The sequence below is a fragment of the Amycolatopsis sp. NBC_00348 genome, from assembly GCF_036114655.1.
GTDB lineage: Bacteria > Actinomycetota > Actinomycetes > Mycobacteriales > Pseudonocardiaceae > Amycolatopsis.
On sequence record NZ_CP107994.1, the window covers coordinates 5245681 to 5272593 of the forward strand.

Annotated in this window: 26 protein-coding genes and 1 pseudogene; 12 read left to right on the forward strand and 15 right to left on the reverse strand. The window is 72.1% G+C overall.

Going from position 1 to position 26913, the window contains the following annotated elements; translation table 11 throughout:
* Nucleotides 1-33 precede the first annotated feature (33 nt).
* The 3 genes and pseudogenes from OHS58_RS22270 to OHS58_RS22280 all read left to right on the forward strand — a co-directional run.
* On the forward strand, nucleotides 34-468 hold the full coding sequence (locus tag OHS58_RS22270) for a PPOX class F420-dependent oxidoreductase (protein ID WP_328649695.1): 435 nt from the start codon (nucleotides 34-36) through the stop codon (nucleotides 466-468).
* A 53-nt stretch (nucleotides 469-521) separates the two neighbouring features.
* Nucleotides 522-1466, forward strand: coding sequence for an oxygen-dependent coproporphyrinogen oxidase (gene hemF / locus OHS58_RS22275; protein ID WP_328649696.1), 945 nt, complete (start codon nucleotides 522-524; stop codon nucleotides 1464-1466).
* A gap of 164 nt (nucleotides 1467-1630) precedes the next feature.
* Nucleotides 1631-3694: pseudogene (locus tag OHS58_RS22280) on the forward strand (PQQ-dependent sugar dehydrogenase); the annotation flags it as partial.
* A 58-nt stretch (nucleotides 3695-3752) separates the two neighbouring features.
* Here OHS58_RS22280 and OHS58_RS22285 read toward each other — a convergent pair.
* Nucleotides 3753-4127, reverse strand: a complete 375-nt coding sequence (locus OHS58_RS22285) for a hypothetical protein (protein ID WP_326947852.1) — start codon at nucleotides 4125-4127, stop codon at nucleotides 3753-3755.
* Between the two features lie 106 nt (nucleotides 4128-4233).
* Between OHS58_RS22285 and OHS58_RS22290 the strand changes: the two genes are divergently transcribed.
* Nucleotides 4234-5373 carry a hypothetical protein gene (locus OHS58_RS22290; RefSeq protein WP_328649698.1) on the forward strand — a complete coding sequence of 380 codons (1140 nt, stop codon included), beginning with the start codon at nucleotides 4234-4236 and terminating at the stop codon, nucleotides 5371-5373.
* Between the two features lie 2 nt (nucleotides 5374-5375).
* Here OHS58_RS22290 and OHS58_RS22295 read toward each other — a convergent pair whose 3' ends face one another.
* Nucleotides 5376-5984 (reverse strand): TetR/AcrR family transcriptional regulator, encoded by a 609-nt coding sequence (locus tag OHS58_RS22295; RefSeq protein WP_328649699.1) that lies wholly within the window; start codon nucleotides 5982-5984, stop codon nucleotides 5376-5378.
* A gap of 83 nt (nucleotides 5985-6067) precedes the next feature.
* Here OHS58_RS22295 and OHS58_RS22300 point away from each other — a divergent pair, with 83 nt between their 5' ends.
* A complete protein-coding gene (locus tag OHS58_RS22300) occupies nucleotides 6068-6943 on the forward strand; it encodes a sterol desaturase family protein (RefSeq protein WP_328649700.1) in 876 nt (291 codons plus the stop codon).
* Here OHS58_RS22300 and OHS58_RS22305 read toward each other — a convergent pair whose 3' ends face one another.
* The 5 genes from OHS58_RS22305 to uvrC all read right to left on the reverse strand — a co-directional run bounded on the left by OHS58_RS22305 (nucleotide 6944) and on the right by uvrC (nucleotide 13017).
* Complete coding sequence (locus OHS58_RS22305; RefSeq protein WP_326947843.1) at nucleotides 6944-7987, reverse strand: glucosyl-3-phosphoglycerate synthase; 1044 nt, start codon at nucleotides 7985-7987, stop codon at nucleotides 6944-6946.
* A 168-nt stretch (nucleotides 7988-8155) separates the two neighbouring features.
* The gene (whiA, locus tag OHS58_RS22310; RefSeq protein ID WP_247049167.1) at nucleotides 8156-9151 is read right to left on the reverse strand and encodes a DNA-binding protein WhiA; all 996 of its coding nucleotides are present in this window, start codon (nucleotides 9149-9151) and stop codon (nucleotides 8156-8158) included.
* The gene (locus OHS58_RS22315) at nucleotides 9151-10143 is read right to left on the reverse strand and encodes a gluconeogenesis factor YvcK family protein (RefSeq protein ID WP_247049166.1); all 993 of its coding nucleotides are present in this window, start codon (nucleotides 10141-10143) and stop codon (nucleotides 9151-9153) included. The genes whiA and OHS58_RS22315 overlap by 1 nt, the downstream gene beginning before the upstream one ends.
* Before the next feature lies 1 nt (nucleotide 10144).
* A complete protein-coding gene (gene rapZ / locus OHS58_RS22320) occupies nucleotides 10145-11002 on the reverse strand; it encodes an RNase adapter RapZ (protein ID WP_247064155.1) in 858 nt (285 codons plus the stop codon).
* A gap of 41 nt (nucleotides 11003-11043) precedes the next feature.
* A complete protein-coding gene (uvrC, locus tag OHS58_RS22325) occupies nucleotides 11044-13017 on the reverse strand; it encodes an excinuclease ABC subunit UvrC (protein ID WP_247049165.1) in 1974 nt (657 codons plus the stop codon).
* A 170-nt stretch (nucleotides 13018-13187) separates the two neighbouring features.
* On the opposite strand from uvrC, the gene OHS58_RS22330 reads away from it, so the two are divergent.
* From OHS58_RS22330 to OHS58_RS22340, 3 genes are all read left to right on the forward strand, one after another.
* Nucleotides 13188-13910, forward strand: a complete 723-nt coding sequence (locus tag OHS58_RS22330; RefSeq protein ID WP_328649701.1) for a S1 family peptidase — start codon at nucleotides 13188-13190, stop codon at nucleotides 13908-13910.
* Nucleotides 13911-13981: 71 nt separating this feature from the next.
* On the forward strand, nucleotides 13982-14761 hold the full coding sequence (locus tag OHS58_RS22335) for an exodeoxyribonuclease III (protein WP_328649702.1): 780 nt from the start codon (nucleotides 13982-13984) through the stop codon (nucleotides 14759-14761).
* 68 nt (nucleotides 14762-14829) lie between these two features.
* Complete coding sequence (locus OHS58_RS22340; protein ID WP_328649703.1) at nucleotides 14830-15447, forward strand: SecDF P1 head subdomain-containing protein; 618 nt, start codon at nucleotides 14830-14832, stop codon at nucleotides 15445-15447.
* Here OHS58_RS22340 and OHS58_RS22345 read toward each other — a convergent pair.
* The 5 genes from OHS58_RS22345 to rpe all read right to left on the reverse strand — a co-directional run bounded on the left by OHS58_RS22345 (nucleotide 15444) and on the right by rpe (nucleotide 19129).
* Nucleotides 15444-15839, reverse strand: a complete 396-nt coding sequence (locus OHS58_RS22345) for a PH domain-containing protein (RefSeq protein ID WP_326951481.1) — start codon at nucleotides 15837-15839, stop codon at nucleotides 15444-15446. The two genes, OHS58_RS22340 and OHS58_RS22345, sit on opposite strands and share 4 nt — an antisense overlap.
* Nucleotides 15840-15898: 59 nt before the next feature.
* Nucleotides 15899-16405, reverse strand: coding sequence for a 6,7-dimethyl-8-ribityllumazine synthase (gene ribH / locus OHS58_RS22350; protein ID WP_247049162.1), 507 nt, complete (start codon nucleotides 16403-16405; stop codon nucleotides 15899-15901).
* The gene (locus tag OHS58_RS22355) at nucleotides 16402-17736 is read right to left on the reverse strand and encodes a bifunctional 3,4-dihydroxy-2-butanone-4-phosphate synthase/GTP cyclohydrolase II (RefSeq protein ID WP_326947839.1); all 1335 of its coding nucleotides are present in this window, start codon (nucleotides 17734-17736) and stop codon (nucleotides 16402-16404) included. The genes ribH and OHS58_RS22355 overlap by 4 nt, the downstream gene beginning before the upstream one ends.
* On the reverse strand, nucleotides 17729-18370 hold the full coding sequence (locus OHS58_RS22360) for a riboflavin synthase (protein ID WP_328649704.1): 642 nt from the start codon (nucleotides 18368-18370) through the stop codon (nucleotides 17729-17731). Before OHS58_RS22360 ends, OHS58_RS22355 begins: the two co-directional genes overlap by 8 nt.
* 87 nt (nucleotides 18371-18457) lie before the next feature.
* Nucleotides 18458-19129 carry a ribulose-phosphate 3-epimerase gene (rpe, locus tag OHS58_RS22365; RefSeq protein WP_247064151.1) on the reverse strand — a complete coding sequence of 224 codons (672 nt, stop codon included), beginning with the start codon at nucleotides 19127-19129 and terminating at the stop codon, nucleotides 18458-18460.
* 121 nt (nucleotides 19130-19250) lie between these two features.
* On the opposite strand from rpe, the gene OHS58_RS22370 reads away from it, so the two are divergent.
* From OHS58_RS22370 to OHS58_RS22385, 4 genes are all read left to right on the forward strand, one after another.
* A complete protein-coding gene (locus OHS58_RS22370) occupies nucleotides 19251-20450 on the forward strand; it encodes a sensor histidine kinase (RefSeq protein WP_328649705.1) in 1200 nt (399 codons plus the stop codon).
* Nucleotides 20447-21106: a response regulator transcription factor gene (locus OHS58_RS22375; RefSeq protein ID WP_328649706.1), complete on the forward strand. Its 660-nt coding sequence runs from the start codon at nucleotides 20447-20449 to the stop codon at nucleotides 21104-21106. Before OHS58_RS22370 ends, OHS58_RS22375 begins: the two co-directional genes overlap by 4 nt.
* A 156-nt stretch (nucleotides 21107-21262) precedes the next feature.
* Nucleotides 21263-22654, forward strand: a complete 1392-nt coding sequence (gene phoA / locus OHS58_RS22380) for an alkaline phosphatase (protein WP_328649707.1) — start codon at nucleotides 21263-21265, stop codon at nucleotides 22652-22654.
* A 106-nt stretch (nucleotides 22655-22760) separates the two neighbouring features.
* Complete coding sequence (locus OHS58_RS22385) at nucleotides 22761-23885, forward strand: serine hydrolase domain-containing protein (protein WP_328649708.1); 1125 nt, start codon at nucleotides 22761-22763, stop codon at nucleotides 23883-23885.
* A gap of 96 nt (nucleotides 23886-23981) precedes the next feature.
* On the opposite strand, the gene OHS58_RS22390 is transcribed toward OHS58_RS22385, so the two are convergent.
* Genes OHS58_RS22390 through fmt form a run of 3 tightly spaced genes read right to left on the reverse strand, consistent with a single transcriptional unit; the run spans nucleotide 23982 to nucleotide 26823 of the window.
* Nucleotides 23982-24479, reverse strand: coding sequence for a flavoprotein (locus OHS58_RS22390; protein ID WP_328649709.1), 498 nt, complete (start codon nucleotides 24477-24479; stop codon nucleotides 23982-23984).
* Nucleotides 24476-25900: an RsmB/NOP family class I SAM-dependent RNA methyltransferase gene (locus OHS58_RS22395; protein WP_328649710.1), complete on the reverse strand. Its 1425-nt coding sequence runs from the start codon at nucleotides 25898-25900 to the stop codon at nucleotides 24476-24478. The genes OHS58_RS22390 and OHS58_RS22395 overlap by 4 nt, the downstream gene beginning before the upstream one ends.
* Nucleotides 25897-26823 (reverse strand): methionyl-tRNA formyltransferase, encoded by a 927-nt coding sequence (gene fmt / locus OHS58_RS22400; RefSeq protein ID WP_328649711.1) that lies wholly within the window; start codon nucleotides 26821-26823, stop codon nucleotides 25897-25899. The genes OHS58_RS22395 and fmt overlap by 4 nt, the downstream gene beginning before the upstream one ends.
* Nucleotides 26824-26913: the final 90 nt, after the last annotated feature.

Consider the following 26913-nt stretch of genomic DNA (forward strand, 5'->3'; position numbering starts at 1 on the left):
CACACGCGCGGGTGACAGGTTAACGTCGCTCTCATGCGTGAGATGAGCCGTGACGAGTGGTGGCAGTTCGCGTCCGAAGGCACCCGGACGGGCATGCTCGGCCTGGTCAGGAAGGACGGCTCACCGATCGTGACGCCGATCTGGTTCCTGCTGAACGAGGGCCCGGACGGTGACGAGCTGATCTTCACCACCGGCACCGAGACGCTCAAGGGCAAGGCCATCGCGCGCGACGGGCGGATCTCGCTGGCCGTCGACGACCAGCGCCCGCCGTTCTCCTACGTGCAGTTCACCGCCGAGGCGCGGCTGACCCAGGACAACGACATGCTGGCCTGGGCGACGCGGCTGGGCAGCCGGTACATGGGCGCCGAGCAGGGCGAGGCGTACGGCAAGCGCAACGCCGTCCCCGAGGAGTCACTCGTCCGGGCGAAACTCACGAAGGTGATCGCCCGCGCGGACATCGCCGGCTGAACCCGCCGCCCACCTGCGGATCGCTGCTAATCTCGCCGTGGGGGTGGGGTTTCATGCTTTCAGGTGGGAACAGCAGGCGCGAAGCCGTGACGGCGATGGTGAACGCCGGGCAGCGCGAACTGGTCGCCGAGCTCGAACGGCTGGACCGCGGGGCCCGTTTCGGCCGGTCGGGGTGGGAGCGGCCCGGCGGTGGCGGCGGGCAGGCGCGGCTGCTGGAGAACGGTGACGTCTTCGAGCGGGCCGGCGTCAACTGCTCGGCGGTGCACGGCGACCGCCTGCCCGAGGCTGTCGCGCGCCAGCACGGGCTGGACCCGGGCAGCGCGTTCTTCGCGACCGGGCTGTCGGTGGTGATCCACCCGCGCAACCCGTACGTGCCGGCCTTTCACGCCAGCTTCCGGTACTTCGAGTCCGGTGACACGTGGTGGTTCGGCGGCGGCGCGGACCTGACGCCGTGCTACGGCTTCGCGGCCGACGCGGCGCACTTCCACCGCGCGCTGAAGACGTACTGCGACACCTTCGACCCGGCCTTCCACGCGCAGGCCAAGCGCGCCTGCGACGAGTACTTCACGCTGCCGCACCGCGACGAGACGCGCGGGGTCGGCGGCATCTTCTTCGACCACCTGCACCCCGAGGGCCCGGACGGCTGGCACCGCGCGGCCGCCTTCGCCGCGGCCGGCATCGCCACGATCGCGCCCGCGTACCTGCCGATCGTGCGGCGCCGCAAGGACCTCCACCACGGCGACCGCGAGCGGCAGTGGCAGCTCTACCGCCGCGGCCGGTACGTCGAGTTCAACCTGGTGCACGACCGCGGCACCCGGTTCGGGCTGCAGACCGGCGGGTACGTCGAGGCGATCCTGATGGCGCTGCCGCCGTTGGCGCGCTGGGAGTTCGAGCTGACGCCGGAGCCGGGCAGCCCCGAAGCGGCGCTCGCGGAGTTCCTCGTGCCGCGCGACTGGGCGGGTGAAGAAGCCCACCCGGAGACCCGGGTGGCGGGCTGACAAGGGGTTCGCGCTGGGCCGTCCGGGCGCTTCCGCCCCGCTGAGCGGGACGCCGGTTTTCACCGTGGGTGAGGGCGGGTGTCCGGTATTGACACGACCCGCTCGGACAGTGTGTGATCTCCTCCATAGATAGGAAACTTTCCTAACTATTTCTGGAGGTCCCCGTGGCACCCCGCCCCCCGTGGCGCGTGGCTGTGGCCGGTACCGCCGTCGCGGCGCTCGGCTTCAGCGCGTTCACCCCCTTTGCTTCAGCGGCCACCACCGCGGCGACGGACTACGAGTCCGAGAACGCCGCGATCTCGCAAGGCGTCGTCGAGTCGAACCACGCCGGCTACTCCGGCACCGGGTTCGTCAACTTCGACAACGTCGCCGGGAGCTACGTCGAGTACTCGGTGAACGCGGCGCAGGCCGGGACACACACGCTGACCTTCCGCTACGCCAACGGAACCGCCGACAACCGGCCGGTGAAGCTGATCGTCGACGGCGGCGACAAGGGCACCGTCGACTTCCCCGCCACCGGCGCGTGGACGACGTGGCAGACCGTCACCGCGACCGTGCAGCTGACCGCCGGGATCAACAAGGTGCGCACCACCGCGACCACCGCCAACGGCGGGCCGAACGCGGACAAGCTCACCGACACCTTCACCGCGCCAAGCGACAGCGAACCGCCGTCACCGCCGTCGAACCTGGCCGCCAGCAACATCCTGCCGACGGCCGCGACGTTCTCCTGGACCGCCGCGACCGACAACGTCGGCATCGTGCGCTACGAGATCAACCGCGGCGGCAACATCCTCAAGACCGTCGGCGGGACCACGACTTCGGCGACCGTGGACAACCTGACGCCGAACACCGCCTACGACATCTCGGTGGGCGCGTACGACGCCGCGGGCAACCCGTCGCAGCAGAGCAACGTCGTCGCCTTCACGACGCCGCCGAGCACCGACACGACCCCGCCGAGCGTGCCGGGGAACCTGCGCTCCACCGGCGTCACCGCGAACAGCGTTTCCCTGGCGTGGAACGCTTCCACGGACAACGGCGGCACGATCTCGGCCTACGACGTCTTCCAGGGCGCCACGAAGGTCGCGTCCACGACGTCACTCACCTCGACGGTGACGAACCTGAACCCCAACACGTCCTACACGTTCACGGTCAAGGCGCGGGACCCCAACGGGAACAGCTCCGCCGCGAGCAACGCGGTGACCGTGAAGACCAGTGCGCCGGGCGGCACCGGCGGCATCCCGGAGTACGACAAGGACATCACGAAGGTCGACCTCGGCTGGGCCGTGGACTTCCTGCCGAACGGCAACGCGCTGGTGACCGAGCGGGACCGGTTCGAGATCCTGCTCGTGACGCCGTCCGGCCAGAAGACCACGCTGGGCACGGTGCCGGGCGCGGTGACCACCACCGGCGAAGGCGGCGTCCTCGGCCTGGCGATCTCGCCGAACTGGGCGAGCGACCACGCGATCTACGTCTACCACACGGCTTCCGGCGACAACCGGATCGTGAAGATGACCTACGACGGCACCACGCTGTCCTCGACGTCGACGCCGGTGCTCACCGGGATCGCGAAGAACCGCTACCACAACGGCGGCCGGATCAAGTTCGGCCCGGACGGCAAGCTCTACGCCACCGTCGGCGACGCGAAGAACAGTGACAACGCGCAGAACAAGAGCTCGCTCAACGGGAAGATCCTGCGGCTCAACGCCGACGGATCCGCGCCGAGCGACAACCCGTTCTACGCCACCGGCGGTGCCGCGCGGTACGTCTGGAGCTACGGCCACCGCAACCCGCAGGGCCTGGCCTGGGACTCGCGCGGCCAGCTGTGGGCGGCGGAGTTCGGCGAGAGCAGCCTGGACGAGCTCAACCTGATCCAGAAGGGCGGCAACTTCGGCTGGCCCAGCTGCGAAGGCACGCAGGGCAGCTGCAGCGGCTTCATCGCGCCGAAGAAGACCTGGCCGACGTCGCAGGCCGGGCCGTCCGGTGTGGAGATCGTCAACGACTGGATCTACATCGCCGGCGTCACGGGCAAGCAGCTGTTCGCCACGCAGATCAACGCGGCGGGCACCGGCGTCGGCACGGTCTCGACGCTGTTCTCCGGCCGCTGGGGCCGGCTGCGCTCGGTGACGAAGACGCCCGACGGCGGGCTCTGGCTGACGTCCACGAACAACGACATGAACGGCGGCACGCCGAGCGTCCTGGACAACGTGATCGTCCGGCTGAAGTTCCCCGCCGCCCACTGACCGCGGCTGGGGTGACCGGAGCGGCGCCGGTCACCTCAGCCGCGCTTCACACCGGCTCGGCAGTGACCTGCACGAGGTGGGCGTCCACGTCGAAGCCGTGTTCCTCCAGCCGGCGCCGGGCGAGCAGGCGTTCGTCGGCGGTGAACAGCGCTTCGTACTCCGGCCGGAGCATCGTCGCCTCGGAGCTGCGGGCGAGCTGGTTCTTCTCCCAGAGCAAGGCGAACCCGCCGGCGGTCCCGGCCCCGCGCAGCAGCCGGCGCGCGGCCTCGACACCGCCGTGCTCGCGGACCATTCGTTCGAACTGGAGCGGCCGATAGCCGTAGTCGGTGGCGAGGACCCGGCAGCCGTCGAGCAGGTCATCCGTGAACCGCCGGGCCAGCCGCCGATCCGCGGCGGGGATGGTTTCGGGCAAGTCGGACATTCGACACCTCTCGACGGGACACCTATTCCCTTTGAGTCGCGCGGGACCCCCGTTTCGCTACGTCGTGACGGCGAAAACTGTCGGTCCCTTCTGCAAAGGTGGGCCCATGCGCACCGTGGTCGACGGCGAAGCCCATGTCCACTATGGACAGATCTACGTGCACAGCGAAGGAGGTGATCCGTTCGAAGGCGACCTGACGGCGTGTTTCGCCGGGCAGCGCAACGGGTTGTGCGGCGCCGCCTTCCCGGGCACGTTGTTCCTGATCACCGGCCTGCACACCGGAAACGTCGGCTTCACCGCCGAAGTCCACGACACCGTGCCACCCGCGCCGCCCCTGCCGCCCGCGCCGCCCGGCTCCGACTGGGAAGACGTCGTCGAGGCGTCGTTCCACGCGGATGGCGCGACCCGGCTCGTCACCTGGGGCGGCGAGAACGCGTGGGACCTCGAACTGTCACCGGGCGACTACCGCGTGCGCTACAGCGGGTCCAGGATGGACGCGGGCCGCGACCGCGACACCCGGCTCGACGGCGAACCCGCACTGGACCGCTACCTGCTCCAGTTCTGGCCCGCGCCACCGGGGCCTGACATCGTTGTCCGGCAAGGCAGCGCGATCGCCGGGTACTGGCACGGGTTCGCGCGGGAGCAGCCGGCTCCCGCGGAGCACGCCGCGGCCCAGGCCCGTCGCCGGGAAGAGCGCGAGCGACTGGCGGCGGCGGCTCGCGCGGCGGCCGAGCACGAGCGGCTGCTGCGGGAGTGGGGTGGTTCAGTGCCGTCCGAACGCATTCTGAACCTGCCCTACACGCTGCGTGAACTGGCCAAACAGGACCGCGGGTTCATCGCGGACGCGACCGGCGCCGCGCCGGGGACACAACGCGCGCTCACCCACTGGCTGGCCCACCACGCCTACGAACTGGCCGGGTTGGACCGAGTCGACTGGATCGCCGAGGGGTTGCGCGCGCTCGACGAGGGCCGCGCACTGCCACCGCCGTTCGACGACTGGACGGCCGCGTGGGATCGCCTGCTGAGCGATCCGGCGGTGCCGCACACGCTGGTCCGCACGCCGGATGGGCGGCACGACAACGCGTTGCAGCAGGCGATGGCGTTCCCGGCGCTGTTCGCCGCGGTGAAGGCGGACCCGCTGGAGGCGCTGGGTCAGGTCCTGTCGGCAGCCTTGGTGACTCACGGAGGTGATCACACGGCCCTCTTCGCGGCGGCACGCGCCGCGTTCCCCGGGCTCGGCGGCTGACGTCACCAGCCGAACAGGCGGTCCATGATCCTCGCGCAGCGGTCGGTCATCGCGGTCGCGTCCTCGTCCGGGCGGTCGATCCACCAGCTGATCAGCGAGTCGACCACGCCGGTCCAGACCTGGGCGACGGCCTCGATGTCGACCGGGTCGGCCAGCCCGCGCGACGTCATCAGCTGCGTCGCGCCCACTACCGCGAACGCGTCCAGGCGGTGCCGGTAGTCGGCGGCCGCCGTGGCGATGTCGCCGCTGGCCGGCACCGTCGCGTCGCGCAGGAGGCGCCACGCGTAGCGGTCGTGGTCGAACGTCGCGAAGATCGCCGAGAGCACCTTCAGCGGCATCCGGTCGGGCTCGCCGCCGGCCGCCATGGTCGTCGCGACGCCCTCGGTCAGCCGGTCGCCCGCGCGGTGCAGGCAGGCGAGGTACAGGCCGTCCTTCGAGCCGAAGTACTGGTACAGCAACGGTTTCGTGACGCCGACCCGGCGCGCGATCTCGACCATCGACGCGCCCGCGTAGCCCGCCCGGCCGAACTCCTCGGTGCCGGCGACGACGAGCTGCGCCTCGCGCTCCCCGCGGGGCATCCCCTTGGTCCCGACCGGTCTTGACTCCGTCACGTCCGAGACCCTACCGTGCGTAAAGTGACCTGAGGGTAAGTTACCGTCAGGTCAGATCCCAAGGCTGGATCTTAGGAGGCGACGTGGCCGAGTTCCTGGCGCACCTGCGCGACCCCGTGCTGTTCGCGATCCCGGTGTTCCTGCTGTTCGTGACGATCGAGATCGTCGCCGTGCACGTGCTCGGCCACGACGACAACGTGCTCGGCTACAGCCCCGCCGACACCCGCACGAGCATGCTGATGGGCACCGTCTCGGTCGGCGTCAACGCGCTGTTCCGGCTGGTGATGCTGGTCGTCTTCGCGGCGCTGTTCGAGCTGGCGCCGGTGAAGTTCGACCCGCGCGACTGGTGGACGTGGGTGCTCATGCTGCTCGGCCAGGAGCTGGTGTTCTACGCCTACCACCGGGCGAGCCACCGCGTCCGGCTGCTGTGGGCCGGGCACCAGGTGCACCACTCGAGCGAGCACTACAACTTCTCGACGGCGCTGCGCCAGAAGTGGACGCCGTACTTCCAGCTGCCGTTCTGGTCGGTGCTGGCGCTGTGCGGCATCCCGCCGTGGATGATCCTGACCGGCCTGTCGATCGACCTCGTCTACCAGTTCTTCGTGCACACCGAGAAGATCGGCAAGCTGCCACGCTGGTTCGAGTACGTCTTCAACACGCCGTCACACCACCGCGTCCACCACGGCAGCGACGCCGAATACCTCGACGCCAACTACGGCGGCATCTTCATCGTGTGGGACCGGCTGTTCCGCAGTTTCGTCCCGGAGGGCAAGCGCCCGACGTACGGGCTGACGAAGAACATCGCCACGTACAACCTGCTGAAGGTCGGCTTCCACGAGTACGGCTCGATCCTGCGCGACCTGCGCGCCGCCCGGACGTGGCGCGAGCGCGCGGGATTCGTGTTCGGACCGCCCGGCTGGCAGCCCGTCGAAACCCGCGCGCTCGCGACCGCCGAGTGACTAAGCGGTGTCCTGCAGGTCCAGCTCGTTCTCCGGGCGCAGCGTCACCGGCAGGCTCGCCAGTGGCGGGCGCTGCGGGGACGTCAGGTCCGTCAGCACCAGTTCCCGCTCGACGCCGCCGGCGGATGCGCCTCGCTGGAACTGGGCCAGCATCGTGGCCGGCGGGATGGCCGTCACCAGCCTGCCGTAGCGCTCCAGGCGGTCGAACAGCGTCTGCATGATCTGGCCCGACATGCGGCCCAGCGCCTGGGTGCTCTGGTGGCGGTGCACCCGGTGGCCGAGGTCGACCTGGGCCAGCGAGTCGAGCCCGCGCAGTTCGAGCAGGTCGATCAGGTGGCCGATCTCGACGCCGTAGTTGACGACGAACGGGATGCTCTCCAGCACCTCGCGCCGGCCCGCGTACTCGCCCGCGAGGGGCTGGACGAAGCCCGACAGCTCGGGCCAGAACATGTTGATCAGCGGCCGCGCGACGAGCTCGGTGACCCGGCCGCCGCCTTCCGGCTCGCTGCCCGCCGCGCCGTTGAGCGGGCGGTGGTAGAAGCCCTTGACGTAGGCCACCGACGGGTCGGTGAGCAGCGGGCCCAGCAGGCCCGTGACGTAGTCGGTGGTGAAGTCGTAGAGATCGCCGTCGACGAAGACCACGAGGTCTCCGGTCGTCGCGGCGACGCCCTTCCACAGAGCCTCGCCCTTGCCCTGCAGTCCGTCGAGGGCCGGGAACACGGCGTCCTGCGCGACGACCCGCGCGCCGGCCGCCGCGGCCACCTCGGCGGTGGCGTCGGTCGAGTGGCTGTCGACGACCAGGATCTCGTCGACGAGCCGGTGGTGTTCGTGGAGTTCCTCGCGGATGGCGGTGACGATCGCGCCGACCGTCGCTTCCTCGTTGCGCGCGGGGATGACCACCGAGACGGTCGTGCCGCGTTTGGCCTCGACCAGCTGGTCCGCCGTCCAGTCGTCGGCCCTGCTGCTGCGCCGGGCGAGCCAGGTGCCGACCTCCGGCGACACCTGCAGCTGCGCGCGGTCATTGCTGTTCCGGCTCGTGCGCATGCGTTCCCCTTCCCTCGTTCGGCGTACTCCCTCCCGACCGAGGTTCGACGCGGCGCGTTTCGGCGACCACTCCCCCGTGCTACCGCGGTGTTACGAGTTCGGCGCCGCGGCACCGATCCCGTTAACCGCGCGGACGGAAAACGGCCTGACCAGCGCGGCGGGGCCGGGTCAGGCGTCTTCCTCTTCCTCGAGCATCTCCGGGGTGACCGCGGACTCGGTGTCCGGGATGCTCAGGTCCTTCGCCCGCTTGTCCGCCATCGCCAGCAGGCGGCGGATGCGGCCGGCGACCGCGTCCTTCGTCATCTGCGGGTCCGACAGCTGGCCCAGCTCCTCCAGGGACGCCTGCCGGTTGGACAGCCGGAGCTTGCCCGCCGCCAGCAGGTGGTCCGGGGCCGTGTCGCCGAGGATCTCCAGGGCGCGCTCGACCCGGGCCGCCGCCGCGACGGCCGCGCGGGCCGACCGGCGGAGGTTCGCGTCGTCGAAGTTGGCCAGCCGGTTCGCCGTCGCCCGCACCTCGCGGCGCATGCGGCGTTCCTCCCACTGCAGCACGCTCGTGTGCGCGCCGAGGCGCGTCAGCAGCGCGCCGATCGCGTCACCGTCGCGGACCACGACGCGGTCGGCGCCGCGGACCTCGCGCGACTTCGCCTGGATGCCCATCCGGCGCGCGGCACCCACCAAAGCCAGCGCCGCCTCCGGGCCGGGGCAAGTCACTTCCAGTGACGACGAACGGCCCGGCTCCGTCAGGGAACCGTGGGCGAGGAACGCTCCGCGCCACGCCGCTTCGGCGTCCGCCACGCCGCCGGACACCACGGCCGCGGGCAGCCCGCGCACCGGCCGGCCGCGCTGGTCGATCAGCCCGGTCTGCCGGGCCAGCCCCTCGCCGTCCTTGACCACGCGCACCACGTACCGGGTGCCCTTGCGCAGCCCGCCGCTGGCGGTGATGACGTGGACGTCGGAATGGTGGCCGTAGAGCTCGTGGATCTCCTTGCGCAGCCGTCGCGCGACCGAGCCCGTGTCCAGCTCCGCTTCGACGACCACCCGGCCGGCCACGATGTGCAGCCCGCCGGCGAAGCGAAGCAGCGACGCGACCTCCGCCCGGCGCGGCCCGATCTTCGTGATCTCCAGCCGGCTCAGTTCGTCCTTCACCGCGGCGGTCATCGCCATTACTGCCCCTCCCTGCCTTGTGCTCCTCCCCCGTGCTCCCCGCCCCTGCCGAGACCGAGAGCCTCCCGCATACACCTCGCGAGCGCATCAGGATCATGCCGTCCCGCCACTTCCGGGTCGGCCACCGCCCCCAGGTGCGCCCGGCCGCCGAGCCGCTCGGCCGCGCGCCGGAGATTCGCCGGGTCGGGGACCGAATCGCGGTCTGCGATCACCGCGTCCACCCGCAGATCGGGCGCGTGCTCGGACAGGACGTCCAGGTGCCGCTCCGGGGAGAACCCCGCGGTTTCCCCCGGCTGGGGGACAAGGTTGAGCACGAGCACCTTCGTCGCGGTGGTCTTGACGAGCGCGTCGTGCAGGCCCGGCACGAGCAGGTGCGGCAGCACGCTCGTGAACCAGGAGCCGGGACCGAGGAACACGACGTCGGCCGCCAGCACCGCGTCCACCGCTTCGGCGCACGCCTGCGGCGGCCGCCCCGACCGGCCCGGCGTGTGCAGGCTCACGCGCTGCACCTGCCCCGGCGTCGAGGCCACCGCGACCTGGCCGCGGATCGTGCGCAGCGCCGCCGGGTCCTCGCTGTCGAGGCCGCTGACCTCGCCCACGATCTCCAGCGGCTCCGGCGACATCGGCAGCACCCGGCCGGAGACGCCGATCAGGCGGCACGCCTCGTCGAGCGCCGCCACCGGGTCGCCGAGCACCTCGAACAGCCCGGCCAGCAGGAGATTCCCCACCGCGTGCCCGGCCAGCGCGCCGTCGCCGCCGAAGCGGTGCTGGAACACCTCGGCCCAGAGCGTGCCGCCGTCTTCCGCGGCGAAGGCGGCGAACGCCTGCCGGAGGTCGCCCGGCGGCAGCAGCCCGAGCTCGCGCCGCAGCCGGCCGGACGAGCCGCCGTCGTCGGCCACGGTGACGATCGCGGTGACGTCGGGGGTCACCCGCCGCACCGCGGACAACGTGGCGTGCAGTCCGTGGCCGCCCCCGAGGGCGACCGCCCGCACGTTATTCACGACCAAGGTCGCGGTGCACCACCTTCACGGCCATTCCGTCCTCTTTGGACAGACGCTGGGCGAGCTCGACCGACAGCGCCACACTGCGGTGCTTGCCACCGGTGCAGCCGACGGCGAGGGTCAGGTACCGCTTGCCCTCGCGCTTGTAGCCGGCGCCGATGAGCCGCAGCAGCTGGTGGTAGCGGTCGAGGAACTCCTCGGCGCCTTCCTGCGAGAGCACGTAGTTGCGGACCTCGCCGTCGAGGCCCGTGTGTTCGCGCAGCTCCGGGATCCAGAACGGGTTCGGCAGGAACCGGACGTCCATCACCAGGTCCGCGTCCATCGGCAGGCCGTACTTGTACCCGAACGACAGCACGGTGACGCGGGTCTGCGTGCTCGCCTCGGAGCCGAACGCGTCCTCGATCTTGGCGCGCAGGTCGTGCACCGACAGCGACGACGTGTCCAGCACCAGGTCGGCCTCTTCGCGCAGCGGTTCCAGCAGCACGCGCTCGGCCGTGATGCCGTCGGCGAGCCGGCCGTCACCCTGCATCGGGTGGCCGCGCCGGACGGCCTCGAAGCGCCGCACCAGCACGGCGTCGGTCGCCTCCAGGAACAGCACGCGCGGCTTGTACCCCCGCGCGTCCAGGTCCTTGATCACCGAGGCGAGGTCGTCGGTGAACGCGCGCGAGCGCACGTCCATCACCACGGCCACCTTGGTGATCGCGCCGCGCGCCTGGGCGCCCAGCTCGACCATCGTGGCGATCAGTTCCGGGGGCAGGTTGTCGACGACGAACCAGCCCAGGTCCTCCAGGCACTTGGCCGCGGTGCTGCGGCCCGCCCCCGACAGCCCGGACACGACCGCGACCTCCATGCCGGAGCCGCGGACATCTTCTTGCGCACTCACTGTCTTTCCTACTCCCCTGTCTTCGTGCCCTGGCCCACGCCGGACTCCCCGGCCAGCGCGGCGACCACGGCCTCCGCGGTGCGCCTGCCGAAGCCGGGCACCGCCTCGATCTCTTCGATCCGGGCCTGCTTGAGCTTCTTGACCGAGCCGAAGTGCTTGATCAGCGCGGTGCGGCGAGCCTGCCCCAGCCCAGGCACACTGTCCAATTCGGACGCCTGCAGCCGCTTGGAGCGCTTCTCGCGGTGGTAGGTGATGGCGAAGCGATGCGCCTCGTCACGGAGCCGCTGCAGCAGGAACAGCCCCTCCGACGTCCGCGGCAGGATCACCGGATCGGGGTCGGCGGGCAGCCACACCTCTTCGAGCCGCTTCGCCAGCCCCACCACGGAAATGTCGGTGATGCCCAGTTCGGCCAGGACGTCCGCGGCCGCCGTGGCCTGCGGGCCCGCGCCGTCGACGACCAGCAGGTTCGGCGGGTAGGCGAACTTGCGCGGCCGGCCGGTCTCCGGGTCGAGGCCCGGCTTCGACGAGTCGATCGGGACGTCGGCGCCTTCGGCCGTTTCCTTGAGGTAGCGGTTGAACCGCCGCCGGACGACCTCGGCGATCGACGCGACGTCGCCCTCTTCGGCCGCCTCGCGCAACGCGAAGCGCCGGTACTCGGACTTGCGCGCCAGCCCGTCTTCGAAGACGACGAGCGACGCCACGACGTCACTGCCCTGGATGTGGCTGATGTCGATGCACTCGATGCGCAGCGGCGCGGTGTCGAGGGCCAGGAAGTCCTGCAGCTCGGTGAGCGCCGCCGAGCGCGCCGTGAGGTCGCCCGCGCGCCTTAGCTTGTGCTGGGTGAACGCCTCCCCCGCGTTGCGCTGCACCGTCTCGGCGAGGGCCTTCTTGTCGCCGCGCTGCGGCACCCGCACCTGCACCCGCGAGCCGCGCAGCCCGGTGAGCCACTCCGCCAGCGCGTCGGCGTCCGCGGGCAGCTCCGGGACCAGGACCTCGCGCGGGACGGCCGGCCCGGCGTCGACGTTGTCGCCGGCCTCGAGCTCGGCCTGCTCGCCGTAGAACTGCGTGATGAAGTGGTCGACCAGCGCCGGGACGTCCATCTCCTCGGCCTTGTCGATGACCCAGCCGCGCTGGCCGCGGACCCGGCCGCCGCGCACGTGGAAGACCTGGACGGCGGCCTCGAGGTCGTCGTGGGCGAACGCCACGACGTCGGCGTCCGTGCCGTCGCCGAACACCACGGCCTGCTTCTCCATGGCGCGGCGCAGCGCGCCGAGGTCGTCGCGCAGCCGGGCCGCGCGCTCGAACTCGAGCTCCCCGGACGCGGCCGCCATCTCGGCTTCGAGGCGCTTGATCATGCCGTCGGTCTTGCCCGCGAGGAAGTCGCAGAAGTCCTCGACGATGTCGCGGTGCTCATCGGCCGAGACCCGCCCGACGCACGGCGCCGAGCACTTCTCGATGTAACCGAGCAGGCAGGGGCGGCCGATCTGGCCGTGGCGCCGGAACACCCCGGCCGAGCAGGTGCGCGCCGGGAACACCCGCAGCAGCAGGTCGAGCGTCTCGCGGATGGCCCACGCGTGCGAGTACGGCCCGAAGTACCGGACGCCCTTCTTGCGCGCGCCGCGGTAGACGAACAGGCGCGGGAACTCCTCGTTGAGCGTGACCGCCAGGACCGGGTAGCTCTTGTCGTCGCGGTAGCGGACGTTGAACCGCGGGTCGAACTCCTTGATCCAGTTGTACTCGAGCTGGAGCGCCTCGACCTCGGTGGTGACGACGGTCCACTCGACGCTCGCGGCCGTGGTCACCATCTGCCGGGTGCGCGGGTGCAGGCCCGAGAGGTCGGCGAAGTAGGAGTTCAGTCTGCTGCGCAGGCTTTTCGCCTTGCCGACGTAGATGACCCGCCTGGTCGCGTCGCGGAACTTGTACACGCCGGGGGCATCCGGGATGCTCCCCGGCGAGGGACGGTAGGTGGTCGGGTCAGCCACGCCTCCAAGAGTATGGGTCGCCACCGACAGTTCTCGGTGGCCCCCCGGTGTCCGATCCGCCGTAAGTCGGGTTTTCGCCCGGTTCCGACTTCGGTAGGTGTCCCTCCGGGTGACGCGGTGGTTACTTTCCGACCCAGCAGGATCGGGTCCCATCCGAAAGGATCACCGCCGTGAGCTTTCTCCGTGTCCTTGGTGCCGCCTCAGCGGCGGCCGTCGCGCTGACCCTCGCGGGCGGCGCCGTCGCCTCGGCCGGCGTCCAGCCGAACATCGTCGGCGGCGGCACCGCCCCGACGGTCTCCTGGGGCGCCCAGGTGTACGTCAACACGCCCGGACGTGACTTCCAGGGCTTCAACTGCTCCGGCACGGTCATCGCCTCGCGCTGGGTGATGACCGCGGTGCACTGCCTCGACGAGGACGGCTCGGGCATGCACGTCAAGGTCGGCACCAACACGCTCTTCGCCGGCACGCAGATCGCCGTCGACCGCAAGTACGAGTCCCCCAACGGCGACATCGCGCTGCTGCACCTGGCCTCGGCGACCAGCGCCGGCCCGATCTCGCTGGGCAGCGCCGACCCGTCGACCGGCAGCACCAACCAGCTCTACGGCTGGGGCCGCACCACGCCGACCGGCCCGCCGGCGTCGGCGCTGAAGGTGGCGAACGTCCAGGTGACCGGCCGGTCGTCGGACGCCTACGGCGGCCGCGCGATCCAGAGCGTGGGCATCAACGGCTCGGCCTGGAAGGGCGACTCGGGCGGCCCCGAGGTCTCGAACGGCGTCCAGGTCGGCGTCGCCTCGACGGTGCAGAACCAGAGCGGGACCAACACGCGCGGCACGAACAACTACGCGAGCGTGGCGTCCAGCCGGTCCTGGATCCGGTCGACGGCCGGCGTCTGAGGTTCCTCCGCGAAAGGGGCGGCCGCTCGTGCCGCCCCTTTCCTGTCGGTGCCGTGTGGGATGCTCGCGGCATGCGGATCGCCACCTGGAACGTGAACTCCATCCTCCCGCGGCTGCCGCGCGTCCTGGACTTCCTGGAGAAGACCGCGCCGGACGTGCTGTGCCTGCAGGAGCTGAAGAACACGACGGAGAAGTTCCCGGCCGCCGAGGTCGAGGCGCTCGGGTACGAGGTGGCCGCGTACGGGCTGGGCCAGTGGAACGGCGTCGGGATCGTCTCGCGGGTCGGGTTGTCCGACGTGGTGCGCGGGCTGCCGGACGAACCATCCTTCGACGGCGCCGCCGAGGCGCGCGCGATCGGCGCGACGTGTGGCGGCGTGCGGGTGTGGTCGGTGTACGTGCCCAACGGGCGCGAGCCGGACAACCCGCACTACGCGTACAAGCTGGAGTGGCTGGAGTCCCTGCGGTCGCTGGCGGCGTCGGAACTGTCGTCCGGCGGGCCGTTCGCGGTGCTGGGCGACTTCAACGTCGCCCCGACGGACGCCGACGTCTGGGACATCACGCTCTTCGCGGAGTCGACACACGTGACGCCCCCAGAGCGCGAGGCCTTGGCGCGGCTGCGGAAGCTGGGCCTGACGGACGTCTTCCCGAGGCCGCTGAAGTACGACCACCCGTTCACGTACTGGGACTACCGCGGGGGCAACTTCCCGAACAACAAGGGCATGCGCATCGACCTGGTGTACGGGAACGAAGCGTTCACGAGCGCGGTCACGGACTCCTATGTGGACCGCGACGCCCGCAAGGGCAAACTCCCGTCGGACCACGCACCCATCGTGGTGGACCTGACCCTCTGAGAATCGCGTAACAGCGGAGTCCGTCCCGCCGACTCGGGACTCATGCGCTTCGCGGTGGTGCTCTCGGCGTGGCCCTGGTGACGTTGTCGGCGGGGTGTGACGCCGTCGTCGGCGGACAGGCGGTGCCCGCGCCGGTGAAGTCGTCCTCAGCCGCGGGCGCCCGCGGCCCGGCATCGCCGGAGCTCCGCGAAGTCGTGGCCAACGCTTTGCGGGTCGGCGGCGCCGGAACCGGCCCGCCTCCTTCGCAGGCTGCCCGGCAGAGCACCGGCGTGGCCGAACAGACGGCAGCCGTGCGGGCGATCGACTGCACGCCGGGCAGGGCGGATCCGCTGGCCGGACACGACGACCGGACCTTGCCGCTGGTCACGTGCGGGCAGACCGATGACACGGCCTACCTGCTCGAACCGGAGTTCCTTCCCGGAAGCGAGGTGGCCGACGCGACGTCCGGCTACGACACGCAGCGCGGACAGTGGATCGTGTATCTCGAGTTCAAGTCCGAGGGTACGAAGATCTGGGCCGATTTCACGAGCAAGAACGTCAACCAGCAGGTCGCGATCGTCGTGAACAGCCAGGTCATCTGGGCGCCGACCATCCGAGTCGCGGTCCTCGACGGCAACACCCAGATCACCGGCAAGTTCACCGAACAGCGCGCCCAAGAACTGGCCAGCCAACTCTCCGGTCGCTAGCCGCCGGTGGCGGTGCGGTGCAGCTTTCGCAGTGCGCGCACCGCTTCCACGGCTCGGGCGCGGTCCACCGACTGGACCGCCATCACCGCGTGGTACTCGTCCTCCGGCAGCTCCAGCCGCGCCCACGACGCGCCGTCCGGGAAGCTCACCGACAGCACTTCGCTCCACGCGAAACGTCGCGTCATCAGCACGTTGCGGACTTCGATGCCCTCGGCGTCGGCCCGGACGCGGGCGATCGCGAACAGCATCACGCCCGCCGCGAGCAGGATGCCGATGCCCACCATCGCGGCCTGGTCCGAACGCTGGAAGTGCACTCCGGTGTTGCCGTTGCGCAGCAGGATCGCCACCACGATGAACACCGCCAGCAGCGCCACCGCCAGCACGCTGCACATGATCAGCGCGCGGCGCGGGCGGATGACCAGGGTCGCCGACGAAGATGAAGTAGCCACGCTCACACGAAACCCCGCTCGGTCCACGGCTGGCGCAGGCTCCGCAGCGCGTGCGCCGTGTCGAGCGCCGCGACCGCGGCCTCGTAGCCCTTGTCCTCCTTCGAGCCGGGGCGGCCCGAGCGGTCCAGGGCCTGCTCCTCGGTGTCGCAGGTCAGGACGCCGTTGCCGACCGGGGTGCTCTCGTCGAGGGCCACCCGGGTCAGGCCCGCCGTCACCGCGTCGCACACGTACTCGAAGTGCGGGGTGCCACCGCGGATGACGACGCCGAGCGCGACGACGGCGTCGTGGTTGCGGGCCAAGGCCTGCGCCACCACGGGCAGCTCGATCGCGCCCGCGACGCGCACGACCGTCGGCTCTTCTTCGAGCTCGGCCTCGCGGGCCGCGGCCAGGGCCCGCTCCAGCAGCAGGTCGGCGATGGGCGCGTTCCACTTGGTGGTGACGATGCCCAGCTTCAGCGACTTGCAGTCGGAGAGGTCCAGCTTGACCTCCGGTCGGCCCTCACCGCTCACAGCGTGCCTCCCTCGGGGTGCTCGGTGCCGGCGCCGACCTGGTCGTAGTGCTCCAGCTGGGCCAGGTCGTGCCCCATCCGGTCGCGCTTGGTCCGCAGGTAGCGCAGGTTCTCCGGGTTCGGCGAGATCGGCAGCGGCACCCGACCGGTGACGCGCAGGCCGTAGCCCTCGAGACCGATCCGCTTGGCCGGGTTGTTCGACAGCAGCCGCATCGTGCGGACGCCGAGGTCGCAGAGGATCTGCGCGCCGGTGCCGTAGTCGCGGGCGTCGGCGGGCACACCCAGCGCGAGGTTGGCGTCGACGGTGTCGGCGCCGTCGTCCTGCAGCTGGTAGGCCTGCAGCTTGTGCAGCAGGCCGATGCCGCGGCCCTCGTGGCCGCGGATGTAGAGCACCACGCCGCGCCCTTCGGCGGCGACGGCGGCGAGCGCCGCGTCCAACTGGGGCCCGCAGTCGCAGCGCAGCGAGCCGAAGACGTCGCCGGTGAGGCACTCGGAGTGGACGCGCACGAGGATGTCCTGGCCGTCGCCGATCTCGCCGTAGACGAACGCGACGTGCTCGATGCCGTCGAGCAGCGAGTCGTAGCCGACCGCGCGGAACGTGCCCGCGGACAGCGGGATGCGCGCCTCGGCGACCCGCTCGACCTGCTTCTCGGTGCGACGGCGGTAGGCGATCAGGTCGGCGATGGTGATGATCGCCAGGCCGTGGTCGGCCGCGAAGACCTCCAGCTCGTCGCGGCGGGCCATGTCGCCCTCGTCCTTCTGCGACACGATCTCGCAGAGCACGCCGGCCGCGTTCAGCCCGGCCATCCGGGCCAGGTCGACCGACGCCTCGGTGTGCCCGGGACGGCGGAGCACGCCGCCCTCCTTCGCGCGCAGCGGGACGACGTGACCGGGACGGCGGAAGTCCTTCGCGGACGACGCCGGGTCGGCGAGCAGCCGGATGGTGTGCGCGCGGTCGGCGGCGGAGATGCCGGTGCTGATGCCGTCGGCGGCGTCGACCGTGACGCTGTACGCGGTGCCGCGCGCGTCCTGGTTCGTGTGGTACATCGGCGGCAGGTCCAGCCGGTCCGCCTCGGCCTCGGTCAGCGCGACGCAGACGTAGCCGGAGGTGTAGCGGACCATGAAGGCCAGCAGCTCCGGGGTCGCCTTTTCCGCCGCGAAGATGAGGTCGCCCTCGTTCTCGCGGTCTTCGTCGTCGACCACGACGACCGCACGGCCCGCTCCGATGTCCGCGATCGCCCGCTCGATGGCGTCGGCGTCGAACACCGCCCCGGTGCCGCACGGGGTCCAGCCCGCTTCGGGCTCTGCCGCACTCGACTCAGGCTCACTCATGACCGCTCCGCTCCTCTGTGCCGCCGCCGTCCCGATTCTGCACCTGGTCGCGGATGTGTGCCTCGGCCAGCTTTTCGACGTACTTCGCGACCACGTCGACCTCCAGGTTGACCAGGTCGCCGGCCTCACGGCCCCCGAGCGTGGTCACCTCCAGGGTGGTCGGGATCAGCGCCACCGCGAACCGGTCGCCGGTGATCGCGGCGACGGTCAGCGAAATGCCGTCCACCGCGATCGAGCCCTTCTCGACCACGTAGCGCGCCAGGTGCTCCGGCAGCGCGAACGTCGTGACGCCGTTCTCGTCGCGCGAGAGGAACACGCCCGTCCCGTCGACGTGGCCCTGCATGATGTGCCCGCCGAGCCGGCCGCCTGCCGGGGTGGCGCGCTCCAGGTTGACGCGGTCGCCGACCGCGACCTTCGCCAGGCTGGAGCGCTGGAGCGTCTCATTGACGACGTCGACGGTGAACTCGCCGCCGGCGACGTCGACCACCGTCAGGCAGACGCCGCTGACCGCGATCGAGTCGCCGTGCCCGGCGTCGCTCGTCACCAGCGGCCCGCGCACCCGCAGGCGCGCCGCGTTCGTCATCTGCTCGACCGCGACGACCTCGCCGATCTCCTCGACTATGCCGGTGAACACGTCCGCTGCCTCCTCGTAGCCGGGTCCCTCTCCATCCAACACCCGAGGCGCTCGCAGGGCTTCTCCGCCCGCGCCTCGGGCGGGGATTCAGCCCGCTCGGAAGCGCGCGGCCTGCTCGCGCAGGGCGGCGACGGCCTTCCCGGGGTCGCCGGCGCCGTAGACGGCGGACCCGGCGACGAAGCAGTCGACGCCCGCTTCGGCGGCCTGCTCGATGGTCTCGGCGTTGATCCCGCCGTCGATCTCGACGACCAGCTTCAGGTGCCCGGTGTCGACCAGCCGTCGCGCGGTGCGGACCTTCTCCAGGACGTCGGCGATGAACGACTGCCCGCCGAAGCCCGGCTCGACCGACATGACCAGCAGCGTGTCGTAGTGCTTGAGCGCGTCGAGCCACGGCTCGAGCGCGGTGCCCGGCTTGATCGACAGGCCGGCCTTCGCGCCCGCGGCGCGCAGGTTCTTCGCCAGCGCGACCGGGTCCTTCGCGGCCTCGGCGTGCACCGTGACGTTGTACGCGCCGGCCTCGGCGTACCCGATCGCCCAGCGGTCCGGGTCGTCGATCATCAGGTGGCAGTCGATCGGCACGTCCGTGCTCTTGAGCAGCGCCTTGACCACGGGCAGGCCCAGGGTCAGGTTGGGCACGAAGTGCGCGTCCATGACGTCGACGTGCACCCAGTCGGCGCGGTGGTCGCCGGGGCCGGCCACGGCGGCGATCTCCTCGCCGAGCCGGGCGAAGTCCGCGGACAGGATGCTGGGGGCGATCAGGGGTCGGTCTGCCACATCCCGAGTGTAGGAGGCTCGCGCTAACGGTCGCTAACCGGTTGTGACCAGAATCTGGCTCCCGAGAGGGAGGTCACCCCGCCACCGGCCGCCCTACGCTCGCCGCATGTCCGGATTCCTCCTGTCCCTGACGCGGATCGGCAGCTACCGCAGCCTGCTCCACGCCGCCGCGGGCGCCGCCATCGCGGTGCCGGTGGCCCCCTTCGCCCTCGCCGTGGCGGTGTCCTTCGACGTCGATTCCCGGCTCCGGGCGCTCATCGCCCTGCTCGCCCTGGCCGTGCTCATGGGGCTGCTGGGCCTGCTGGGACCGGTGCGGCGCCTCGGCGTCGGCCTGGCGAACACCCTGCTCGGCACCGGCGTCCCGGCGCCCGAGCGGCACCCGGGTGCCGGGGCGCGGCTGCGCTCGGGCCTGTGGCTCGCGCTGCACACCGCGGCCAGCGGCATCCTGTTCACCGTGCTGGCCTTCCTGGGGCTCGGGGTGCTCGTGCCCGCGGTGTGGCTGGCGGGTGGCCAGGACCGGATCTCGCTGTTCTGGTCGGACGTCCCGCTCGGGGCGTGGACGCTCCCGTTCGGGCTGGTGGCGGTCGTCGCGGCGCTGGTGCTGACCGCGGCCGCCACCCTGGGCCTCCGCGTCGGCGCGGCCGCGCTGCTGGGGCCGTCCGCGGCCGAGCGCGCGGCGCTCGCCGAACGCCGCGCCGCCGTGCTCGCCCAGCGCAACCGGCTGGCCCGCGAGCTGCACGACTCGATCGGGCACACGCTGACGACGTCGACGCTGCACGCGGCGGCGGCCGCCGACCTGGTCGAGGCGGACCCGGCCCAGGTGCGGCGCGCTCTCGGCACGATCGAAGAAGCCTCGCGCAGCGCGCTCGAAGACCTCGACCACGTCCTCGGCCTGCTGCGCGAGGAGCCGGCCGCGAAGGAGCCGACGCGCACGTTGACCGAGGTGGACGTCCTGGCCGTCCGCGCCCGCGACGCCGGGCTCGACGTCCGGCTGACCGTCCGCGGCCCGGTCGGCGCGCTGCCCGCCACGGTGTCGCGCGAGGGCTACCGGATCGTCCAGGAGGGCCTGACCAACGCGCTGCGGCACGCCGGGCCGGGCCGGGTGGACGTCCGTGTCGAGGCCGGGCCGGACCGCCTGGAGATCGCGGTCGTCAACCCCCTGGACGGGGAACGCGCACGCTCGGGACGGCACGGGCTGGAGGGGCTCGCGGAGCGCGTCGAGGCCCTGCGCGGCGAGCTGGCCGCCGGACCGGACGGCGAGCGGTGGCGGCTGAGCGCGACCATCCCGCTGCGGGCGGGCACGTGAGCCCGACCGTCCTGCTGGCCGACGACGAACCCCTGGTCCGCGCCGGCCTGCGGGCCCTGCTGGAGCAGCAGGGCCTGACGGTCGTCGGCGAGGCGGCCGACGGCGCCGAGGTGCTGCCCGCGGTGCGCCGGACCACACCCGACGTCGTGCTGATGGACGTCCGGATGCCCGGCACCGACGGCATCGAGGCGACCCGGCAGGTCCTCGGCGCGCTGGCCGACCCGCCGAAAGTCCTCGTCGTCACGACGTTCGACAACGACGACTACGTGCACGAGGCGCTGCTGGCCGGGGCCAGCGGGTTCCTGCTGAAGCGGGCGCGCAAGGAGGAGATCGCGCACGCCGTGCGGACCGTCGCCGCCGGGGAGTCACTGCTGTTCCCGGAGGCGATCCGGCGGCTGGTGAGCGCGCGGGCGCCCGGCGGGGCGCACGCGCGGGCGGCGAAGAGGCTGACCCGGCGCGAGGCCGAGGTGCTGCGGCTGATCGCCACCGGACTGTCCAACCAGGACATCGCCGCCGCGCTCGTGATCAGCCTCGAGACCGTGAAGACCCACGTGGGCAACATCTTCGGGAAGCTCGGCGCGGGCAACCGCAGCCAGGCCGTGGTCATCGCCTACGAAGCGGGCGTCGTCCGGCCGGGACACCTCGCCGGTCAATAACCGACGTGCTCCCGGTCACCCACGGGAAGCCAGGTGTTCGGCCAGCCGCCACCTGCCGCTCACCTCGCGTCCGCGCACGGCACACATGCAACCGGACTAATAACCCGTGTCCGGAATCCGGACCTTTACTTCCCGAAGTCCCCGAAGAGGAGAAACATGGCTTCGCTGCTCACCGGCCGCCGCCGGTGGCTGGTCGCGGGCGCGCTCGGCGCCGCACTGGTCGCCGCCGCCCCCGTTGCCCTGGCCGCCACCGGCTCCGGCCCCGCCGACGCGCGCTCGGCCGGCACCGGTGACCGCACCGGCGACGTCCGCTCCGCGATCCAGGGCGGCAGCGCCCGCAACGTCATCCTGTTCATCGGTGACGGCATGGGCCAGTCGGAGATCACCGCCGCCCGCAACTACGAGCGCGGCGCCGCGGGCCGGCTCGCGATGGACGAGCTGCCCCTGACCGGCGACTACACGACCTACGCCGTCGAGCAGAACAACCCCGGCAAGCCGAACTACGTGACCGACTCGGCCGCGTCCGGCACCGGCTGGGCCACCGGCACCAAGTCCTACAACGGCGCGATCTCGGTCGACGCGTACGGCAACGACGTGCCGACGATCCTCGAGATCGCCAAGCGCAACGGCCTGCGCACGGGCGACGTCACGACCGCCGAGGTCCAGGACGCCACCCCGGCCGTGCTCGGCTCGCACGTCGTCAGCCGCGACTGCAAGGGCCCGGTCGAGACGACCGCGAAGTGCGCGAAGAACGCCAAGGAGAACGGCGGCCTCGGCTCGATCTCCGAGCAGCTGGTACAGACCCGCCCCGACGTCCTGCTGGGCGGCGGCGCGACGTACTTCGACCAGAAGGTCACGGCCGGCAAGTTCAAGGGCAAGACGGTGCTGGAGCAGGCCAAGGCGGCCGGCTACAACGTCGTCACCACCGCGGCCGACCTGGCGGCGGCGAAGAAGGGCAAGCCGGTCCTCGGCCTGTTCGCCAAGAACAACCTGCCGGTGAACTGGACCGGCCCGGCGGCCGTGCACGGCGGCACCGCGCCGGCCCGCTGCACCCCGAACGCGGCCCTGCCCAAGGCCCAGCCGAAGCTGGCCGAGCAGACCCGCAAGGCGATCGAGCTGCTCGAGGACCGTCGCAGCGACAAGGGCTTCTTCCTGCAGGTCGAGGGCGCGAGCATCGACAAGCAGGACCACGCGGCCGACCCGTGCGGCCAGATCGGCGAGACGGTCGACTTCGACGCGGCGATCGCGGCGGGCACGGCGTACGCCCGCAGCCACCCCGACACCCTGGTGCTGGTGACCGCCGACCACGGCCACAGCAGCCAGATCGTCGAGCCCACGGCCACCCCGGGCCTGACCGCGACGCTCGTCACCAACGAGGGCGCGAACATGACCCTGGCCTACGGCACCGCGGAGACGGGCGGCTCGCAATCGCACACCGGCACCCAGGTGCGCATCGCGGGCCTCGGCCCGCAGGCGGCCAACATCGTCGGCCTGACCAACCAGACCGACCTGTTCGGCACGCTGAAGCGGGCCCTGCGCCTGCGCTGACGCTTCATGGTGGGGCAGGCCCCCGGATCCACCGGGCGGCCTGCCCCAATGCCCCTGGCGCCGGTGCTCCCTAGGTTGGGGAGACCGAGACACAGGGAGTCATTTCATGCGGAAATCCTTGCGCGGCAAGCAGATCGTCGCGTGCGGCACGCTCGTCGCGCTCCTCGCGGCGACCACCGCGGCACCGGCGCTCGCCGTCACCACGAATCCGCTGCAGCGGGCGCTCGACCGCGTCACCGCCCAGGGCGGCGCGCCCGGCGCCGAAGCCGTCGTCACCGACCACGGCCGCGTCACCGAGACGCGCAGCGGGACCGGCGACCTGACCACGGGGAAGCCGTACCCGCACGACGCGAAGTTCCGCGTCGGCAGCGTCACCAAGACGTTCGTCGCGACCGTGGTGCTGCAGCTCGTCGCCGACGGGAAGGTGCAGCTCGACGCGCCGATCGAGCGTTACCTACCCGGCCTCGTCGCCGGCAACGGGAACGACGGCCGGCAGATCACCGTGCGGAACCTGTTGCAGCACACCAGCGGGCTCTACAACTACACCGACGACGTGCTGACGGCGGACCCCGAGTCCCTGCGCCACCGCGGTGCCGAGCCCGGCGAACTGGTCGCGATCGCGCTGCAGCACCCGCCACTGTTCGCGCCTGGCCGCGGCTGGTCCTACTCGAACACCGACTACATCGTCGCCGGGATGCTCGTCGAGAAGGTCACCGGCCGCAGTCTCGCCACGGAGATCGACCGCCGGATCGCCCGGCCGCTCGGCTTGCGCGACACGTCGCTGCCCGGCCGCGGCGACGAACACCTGCCGGCGCCGCACCCGCGCGGGTACCTGTCGCTCGGCGGGCCCCCGGCCGACTTCACCGACTTCGACCCGTCGACCGCCGGCGCCGCGGGCGGGCTCGTGTCGTCCGGCCGGGACCTGGACACGTTCTTCAGCGCGTTGCTGGCCGGCCGGCTGCTGCCCGCCGCGCAGCTCGCGCAGATGCGGCGCACGGTCCCGGCGCCGACCGAGCCCGGCGCCGACTACGGCCTCGGCCTGATCCGCCGCACACTGCCGGACGGCACGCCATACTGGGGCCACGACGGGGGAATCTTCGGCTTCGCCACCCTGGCCGGCGCCCTCGACAGCGGCCGGGCCGCCGCCGTGTCGGTCAACGAGCTCCCCGCCCCCGACGGCGTGCAGCAGAACACCGAGACGGCGTTCGAGATCGCGCTGGCCCGCAAGTAGCAGCCGGAACTGTCGGTGCCACCCGGTAGCGTGGAAATCGGGGGCGGCGCCCCACACGCTGTTCAGCGAAACGGCCTGTTCAGGGAAGCGACCCGCTCAGGGCAGTAGGTCCAGCGCCTCGGTCCACGGCCGCCCGACGTCCAGGCGGTGCAGCGTCACCCCGGCCTCCGCGAGGGTGCCGAGGTGGCGCTGCCACGCCGGGTGGTGCACCCGGGTGTCCTGGATCTGGTAGGCCACGACGATCGTGATCCCGGGCGCGCCGAGGACGTCACCGAGCACGGTCAGCGCCTGGTTGTCCGCGATCCCGAGCGCCAGCTTCGCCACCGAATTGGCCGACGCGGGCGCGAACAGGAACACCGACGGGTCCGGGTGCGGCCGGGGCTCCCCCGGCAGCCGGGACGCGCTGCGCACCGGCAGGTCCGTCGCCGACTCGACGTCCGCCAGGGCGCCGGTCGACTCGAGCCAGCGCATCGCCGTCGGCGTCAGGGTGATCGCCGTCCGCCAGCCGCGGGCGGCGGCGGGCCGGGCCAGCTCGCCGGCGAACCGGACGTCCAGCCCGCCGCACGAGCCGGCGACCAGCCCGAGATCCCTCACGGTTTGCGCAGCACGGCGCAGAACATCGCGTCGGTGCCGTGGCGGTGCGGCCACAGCTGCACGTACGGCCCGTCACCGAGCTCCGGCACGCCGGGGAAGAACTCCCGCGAGTCCAGCACTTCGGCCTTCAGCCGCCGCGCCGTCTCGCCCACCACGCCTTCGGTCTCGGCCAGGTGCGGCGAGCAGACGACGTAGGTGAGCGCGCCGCCGGGCCGCAGCAGGGCGTAGGCCGCGGTGATCAGCTCGCCCTGCAGCTTCGTCAGGTCCGCGACGTCGGAGGGCTGACGCCGCCAGCGCGCCTCCGGCCGCCGCCTCAGCGCGCCGAGGCCGCTGCAGGGCGCGTCGACGAGGATCCGGTCGTAGCCCGGTTCCAAGCCGCTTTCACGGCCGTCGGCGACGTGCACCTTCACCGGCAGGCCGATCGTGGCCTTCTCGACCAGCTTCGCGCGGTGCGGCGCCTTCTCGACGGCGTCCACCCTCGCGCCGCTCAACGCCGCCAGGGAGCCGAGCATGACCGCCTTGCCGCCGGGGCCGGCACAGAGGTCGAGCCAGCGCTCGTCCGAGCCCTCGACCGGCACCTTCGTCGCGGCGATCGCGCAGAGCTGGCTGCCCTCGTCCTGCACCGCGGCGAGCCGTTCGCGGATCGGCTCGGCGTCGGCCGGGTCGCCGGCGCCCGCGGGCAGGCGCACACCGTAGGGCGAGTAGGGCGCCGGGTCGCCGCCGGTGATCGCGGCCAGCTCGTCGGCGGTGATCTCGCCGGGGCGGGCGACCAGGTGCACTTCGGGCCGCGCGTCGTCGGCTTCGAGCGCGGCCTTGAGGCCGGCGCCCTTGTCCCCCAGCGCTTCGGCGAACGACCGGGCGATCCAGCGCGGGTGCGCGGTGCGCAGCGCGTACGCGCCGATCGGGTCGGTCGAGTCGTCCGGCGCCAGCTCGTCGAGCCAGGCGGCTTCGTCCTTTTCGGACACCTTGCGCATGATGGCGTTCGCGAACCCCGTGGCCCACGAACCGGCTTCGGCGCGCACGAGGTCCACAGTGGACGTCACCGCGGCGTGCTCCGGGATGCGCGTGCGCAGCAGCTGGTAGACGCCGAGGCGCAGCGCGTCCAGCACCGTGGGGTCGGTCTTGGCCAGCGGCCGCTCGGCGTTGGCCTCGATGACGGCGTCGAGCAGGCCCTGCGCCCGCGAAGTGCCGTACGCCAGCTCGGTGGCCAGCGCCGCGTCCCGGCCGCTGATCCGCCGCTCGCGCAGCAGGTCCGGCAGGACGAGGTTGGCGTAGGCGTCCTTCTCGCGCACGGCGCGCAGGACGTCGAACGCGGCCTGGCGAGCGGCGTCCACCTCCGGCGGGCGGCGCGGGCTTTCCTTGCGCGGGGCCGGGTGGCTCCGCTGCGGCCGTGACGGCCGGCGTTCCCTGTTGTCGTTCATCGGAGGCGTTCTCCCTGCTCGATCCGTGTTCCGCGAGCCCAGTCGGTGGCCGCCATCCGTTTCTTGCCGGGTGCCTGCACTTCGCCGAGCCGCAACGGCTTCGTCGCCGTCCCGACCAGCACCCGCTTGCGTTCCAGCACGAGCTCGCCCGGCGGCGGGCCGGGTTCGTCGACCACCGTGACCGGGCCGAGCTTCAGCCGTTCCCCGCGGAACTCCGCCCACGCGCCCGGCTCCGGGGTGACCGACCGGATCTGCCGGTCGACCGCCGCGGCCGGGTCGGCGAACGACACACGGGCGTCGTCGACCGTCACCTTCGGCGCGTAGCTGAGCCCCTCGGCGGGCTGCTCCCGCGCGCGCAGGGTGCCGTCGGCGAGACCGTCCATGGTGGACAGCAGCAGCTTGGCCCCGGACTCCGACAGCCGGCCGAGCAGCTCGCCCGCGGTGTCGGTCGCGGCGATGGTCTCGGTGACCACGCCGAAGACCGGGCCCGCGTCCAGCTCCTTGACGATCCGGAAGGTCGAGGCGCCGGTGATCTCGTCACCGGCGCGGATCGCGGCCTGCACCGGCGCGGCCCCGCGCCAGGCGGGCAGCAGCGAGAAGTGCAGGTTCACCCAGCCGAGCGACGGGATGTCGAGCGCGGACTGCGGCAGCAGCGCCCCGTAGGCGACGACCGGGCAGGCGTCCGGCGCGAGCTCGGCGAGCCGTGCGAGGAAGGCCGGGTCGCCGGCGCGGGCGGGCGTCAGCACCTCGATGCCGTGCTCGTCAGCGAGCGCGCCGACGGGCGAGCGGACGACGTGGCGGCCGCGCCCGGCCTGGGCATCGGGCCGGGTCACGACGGCGACGACCTCGTGCCGGCCGGAGTCGAGCAGAGCGCGCAGGGCGGGGACCGCCGGTTCGGGAGTGCCGGCGAAGACGAGCTTCATCGGCCCACCACCGGCGGGAGCAGGGAGGATTCACGTGGCTGGAACATCGGGCCTGAGTCTAGAAGGCCCCCTCCGGCCGGGCGCGCCCGT

What these genes read in the sequence shown, in the direction of transcription:
- OHS58_RS22270 (WP_328649695.1), top strand. Translation starts at nt 34, where the DNA reads ATGCGTGAGATGAGCCGTGACGAGTGGTGGCAGTTCGCGTCCGAAGGC.
- whiA (WP_247049167.1), bottom strand. Translation starts at nt 9,151, where the DNA reads ATGGCGATGACCGCCGCGGTGAAGGACGAACTGAGCCGGCTGGAGATC.
- OHS58_RS22305 (WP_326947843.1), bottom strand. Translation starts at nt 7,987, where the DNA reads ATGCGCACGAGCCGGAACAGCAATGACCGCGCGCAGCTGCAGGTGTCG.
- hemF (WP_328649696.1), top strand. Translation starts at nt 522, where the DNA reads ATGCTTTCAGGTGGGAACAGCAGGCGCGAAGCCGTGACGGCGATGGTG.
- OHS58_RS22395 (WP_328649710.1), bottom strand. Translation starts at nt 25,900, where the DNA reads ATGAACGACAACAGGGAACGCCGGCCGTCACGGCCGCAGCGGAGCCAC.
- OHS58_RS22285 (WP_326947852.1), bottom strand. Translation starts at nt 4,127, where the DNA reads ATGTCCGACTTGCCCGAAACCATCCCCGCCGCGGATCGGCGGCTGGCC.
- fmt (WP_328649711.1), bottom strand. Translation starts at nt 26,823, where the DNA reads ATGAAGCTCGTCTTCGCCGGCACTCCCGAACCGGCGGTCCCCGCCCTG.
- OHS58_RS22290 (WP_328649698.1), top strand. Translation starts at nt 4,234, where the DNA reads ATGCGCACCGTGGTCGACGGCGAAGCCCATGTCCACTATGGACAGATC.
- phoA (WP_328649707.1), top strand. Translation starts at nt 21,263, where the DNA reads ATGGCTTCGCTGCTCACCGGCCGCCGCCGGTGGCTGGTCGCGGGCGCG.
- OHS58_RS22385 (WP_328649708.1), top strand. Translation starts at nt 22,761, where the DNA reads ATGCGGAAATCCTTGCGCGGCAAGCAGATCGTCGCGTGCGGCACGCTC.
- OHS58_RS22355 (WP_326947839.1), bottom strand. Translation starts at nt 17,736, where the DNA reads ATGAGTGAGCCTGAGTCGAGTGCGGCAGAGCCCGAAGCGGGCTGGACC.
- OHS58_RS22345 (WP_326951481.1), bottom strand. Translation starts at nt 15,839, where the DNA reads ATGTGCAGCGTGCTGGCGGTGGCGCTGCTGGCGGTGTTCATCGTGGTG.
- OHS58_RS22335 (WP_328649702.1), top strand. Translation starts at nt 13,982, where the DNA reads ATGCGGATCGCCACCTGGAACGTGAACTCCATCCTCCCGCGGCTGCCG.
- OHS58_RS22370 (WP_328649705.1), top strand. Translation starts at nt 19,251, where the DNA reads ATGTCCGGATTCCTCCTGTCCCTGACGCGGATCGGCAGCTACCGCAGC.
- rapZ (WP_247064155.1), bottom strand. Translation starts at nt 11,002, where the DNA reads ATGGAGGTCGCGGTCGTGTCCGGGCTGTCGGGGGCGGGCCGCAGCACC.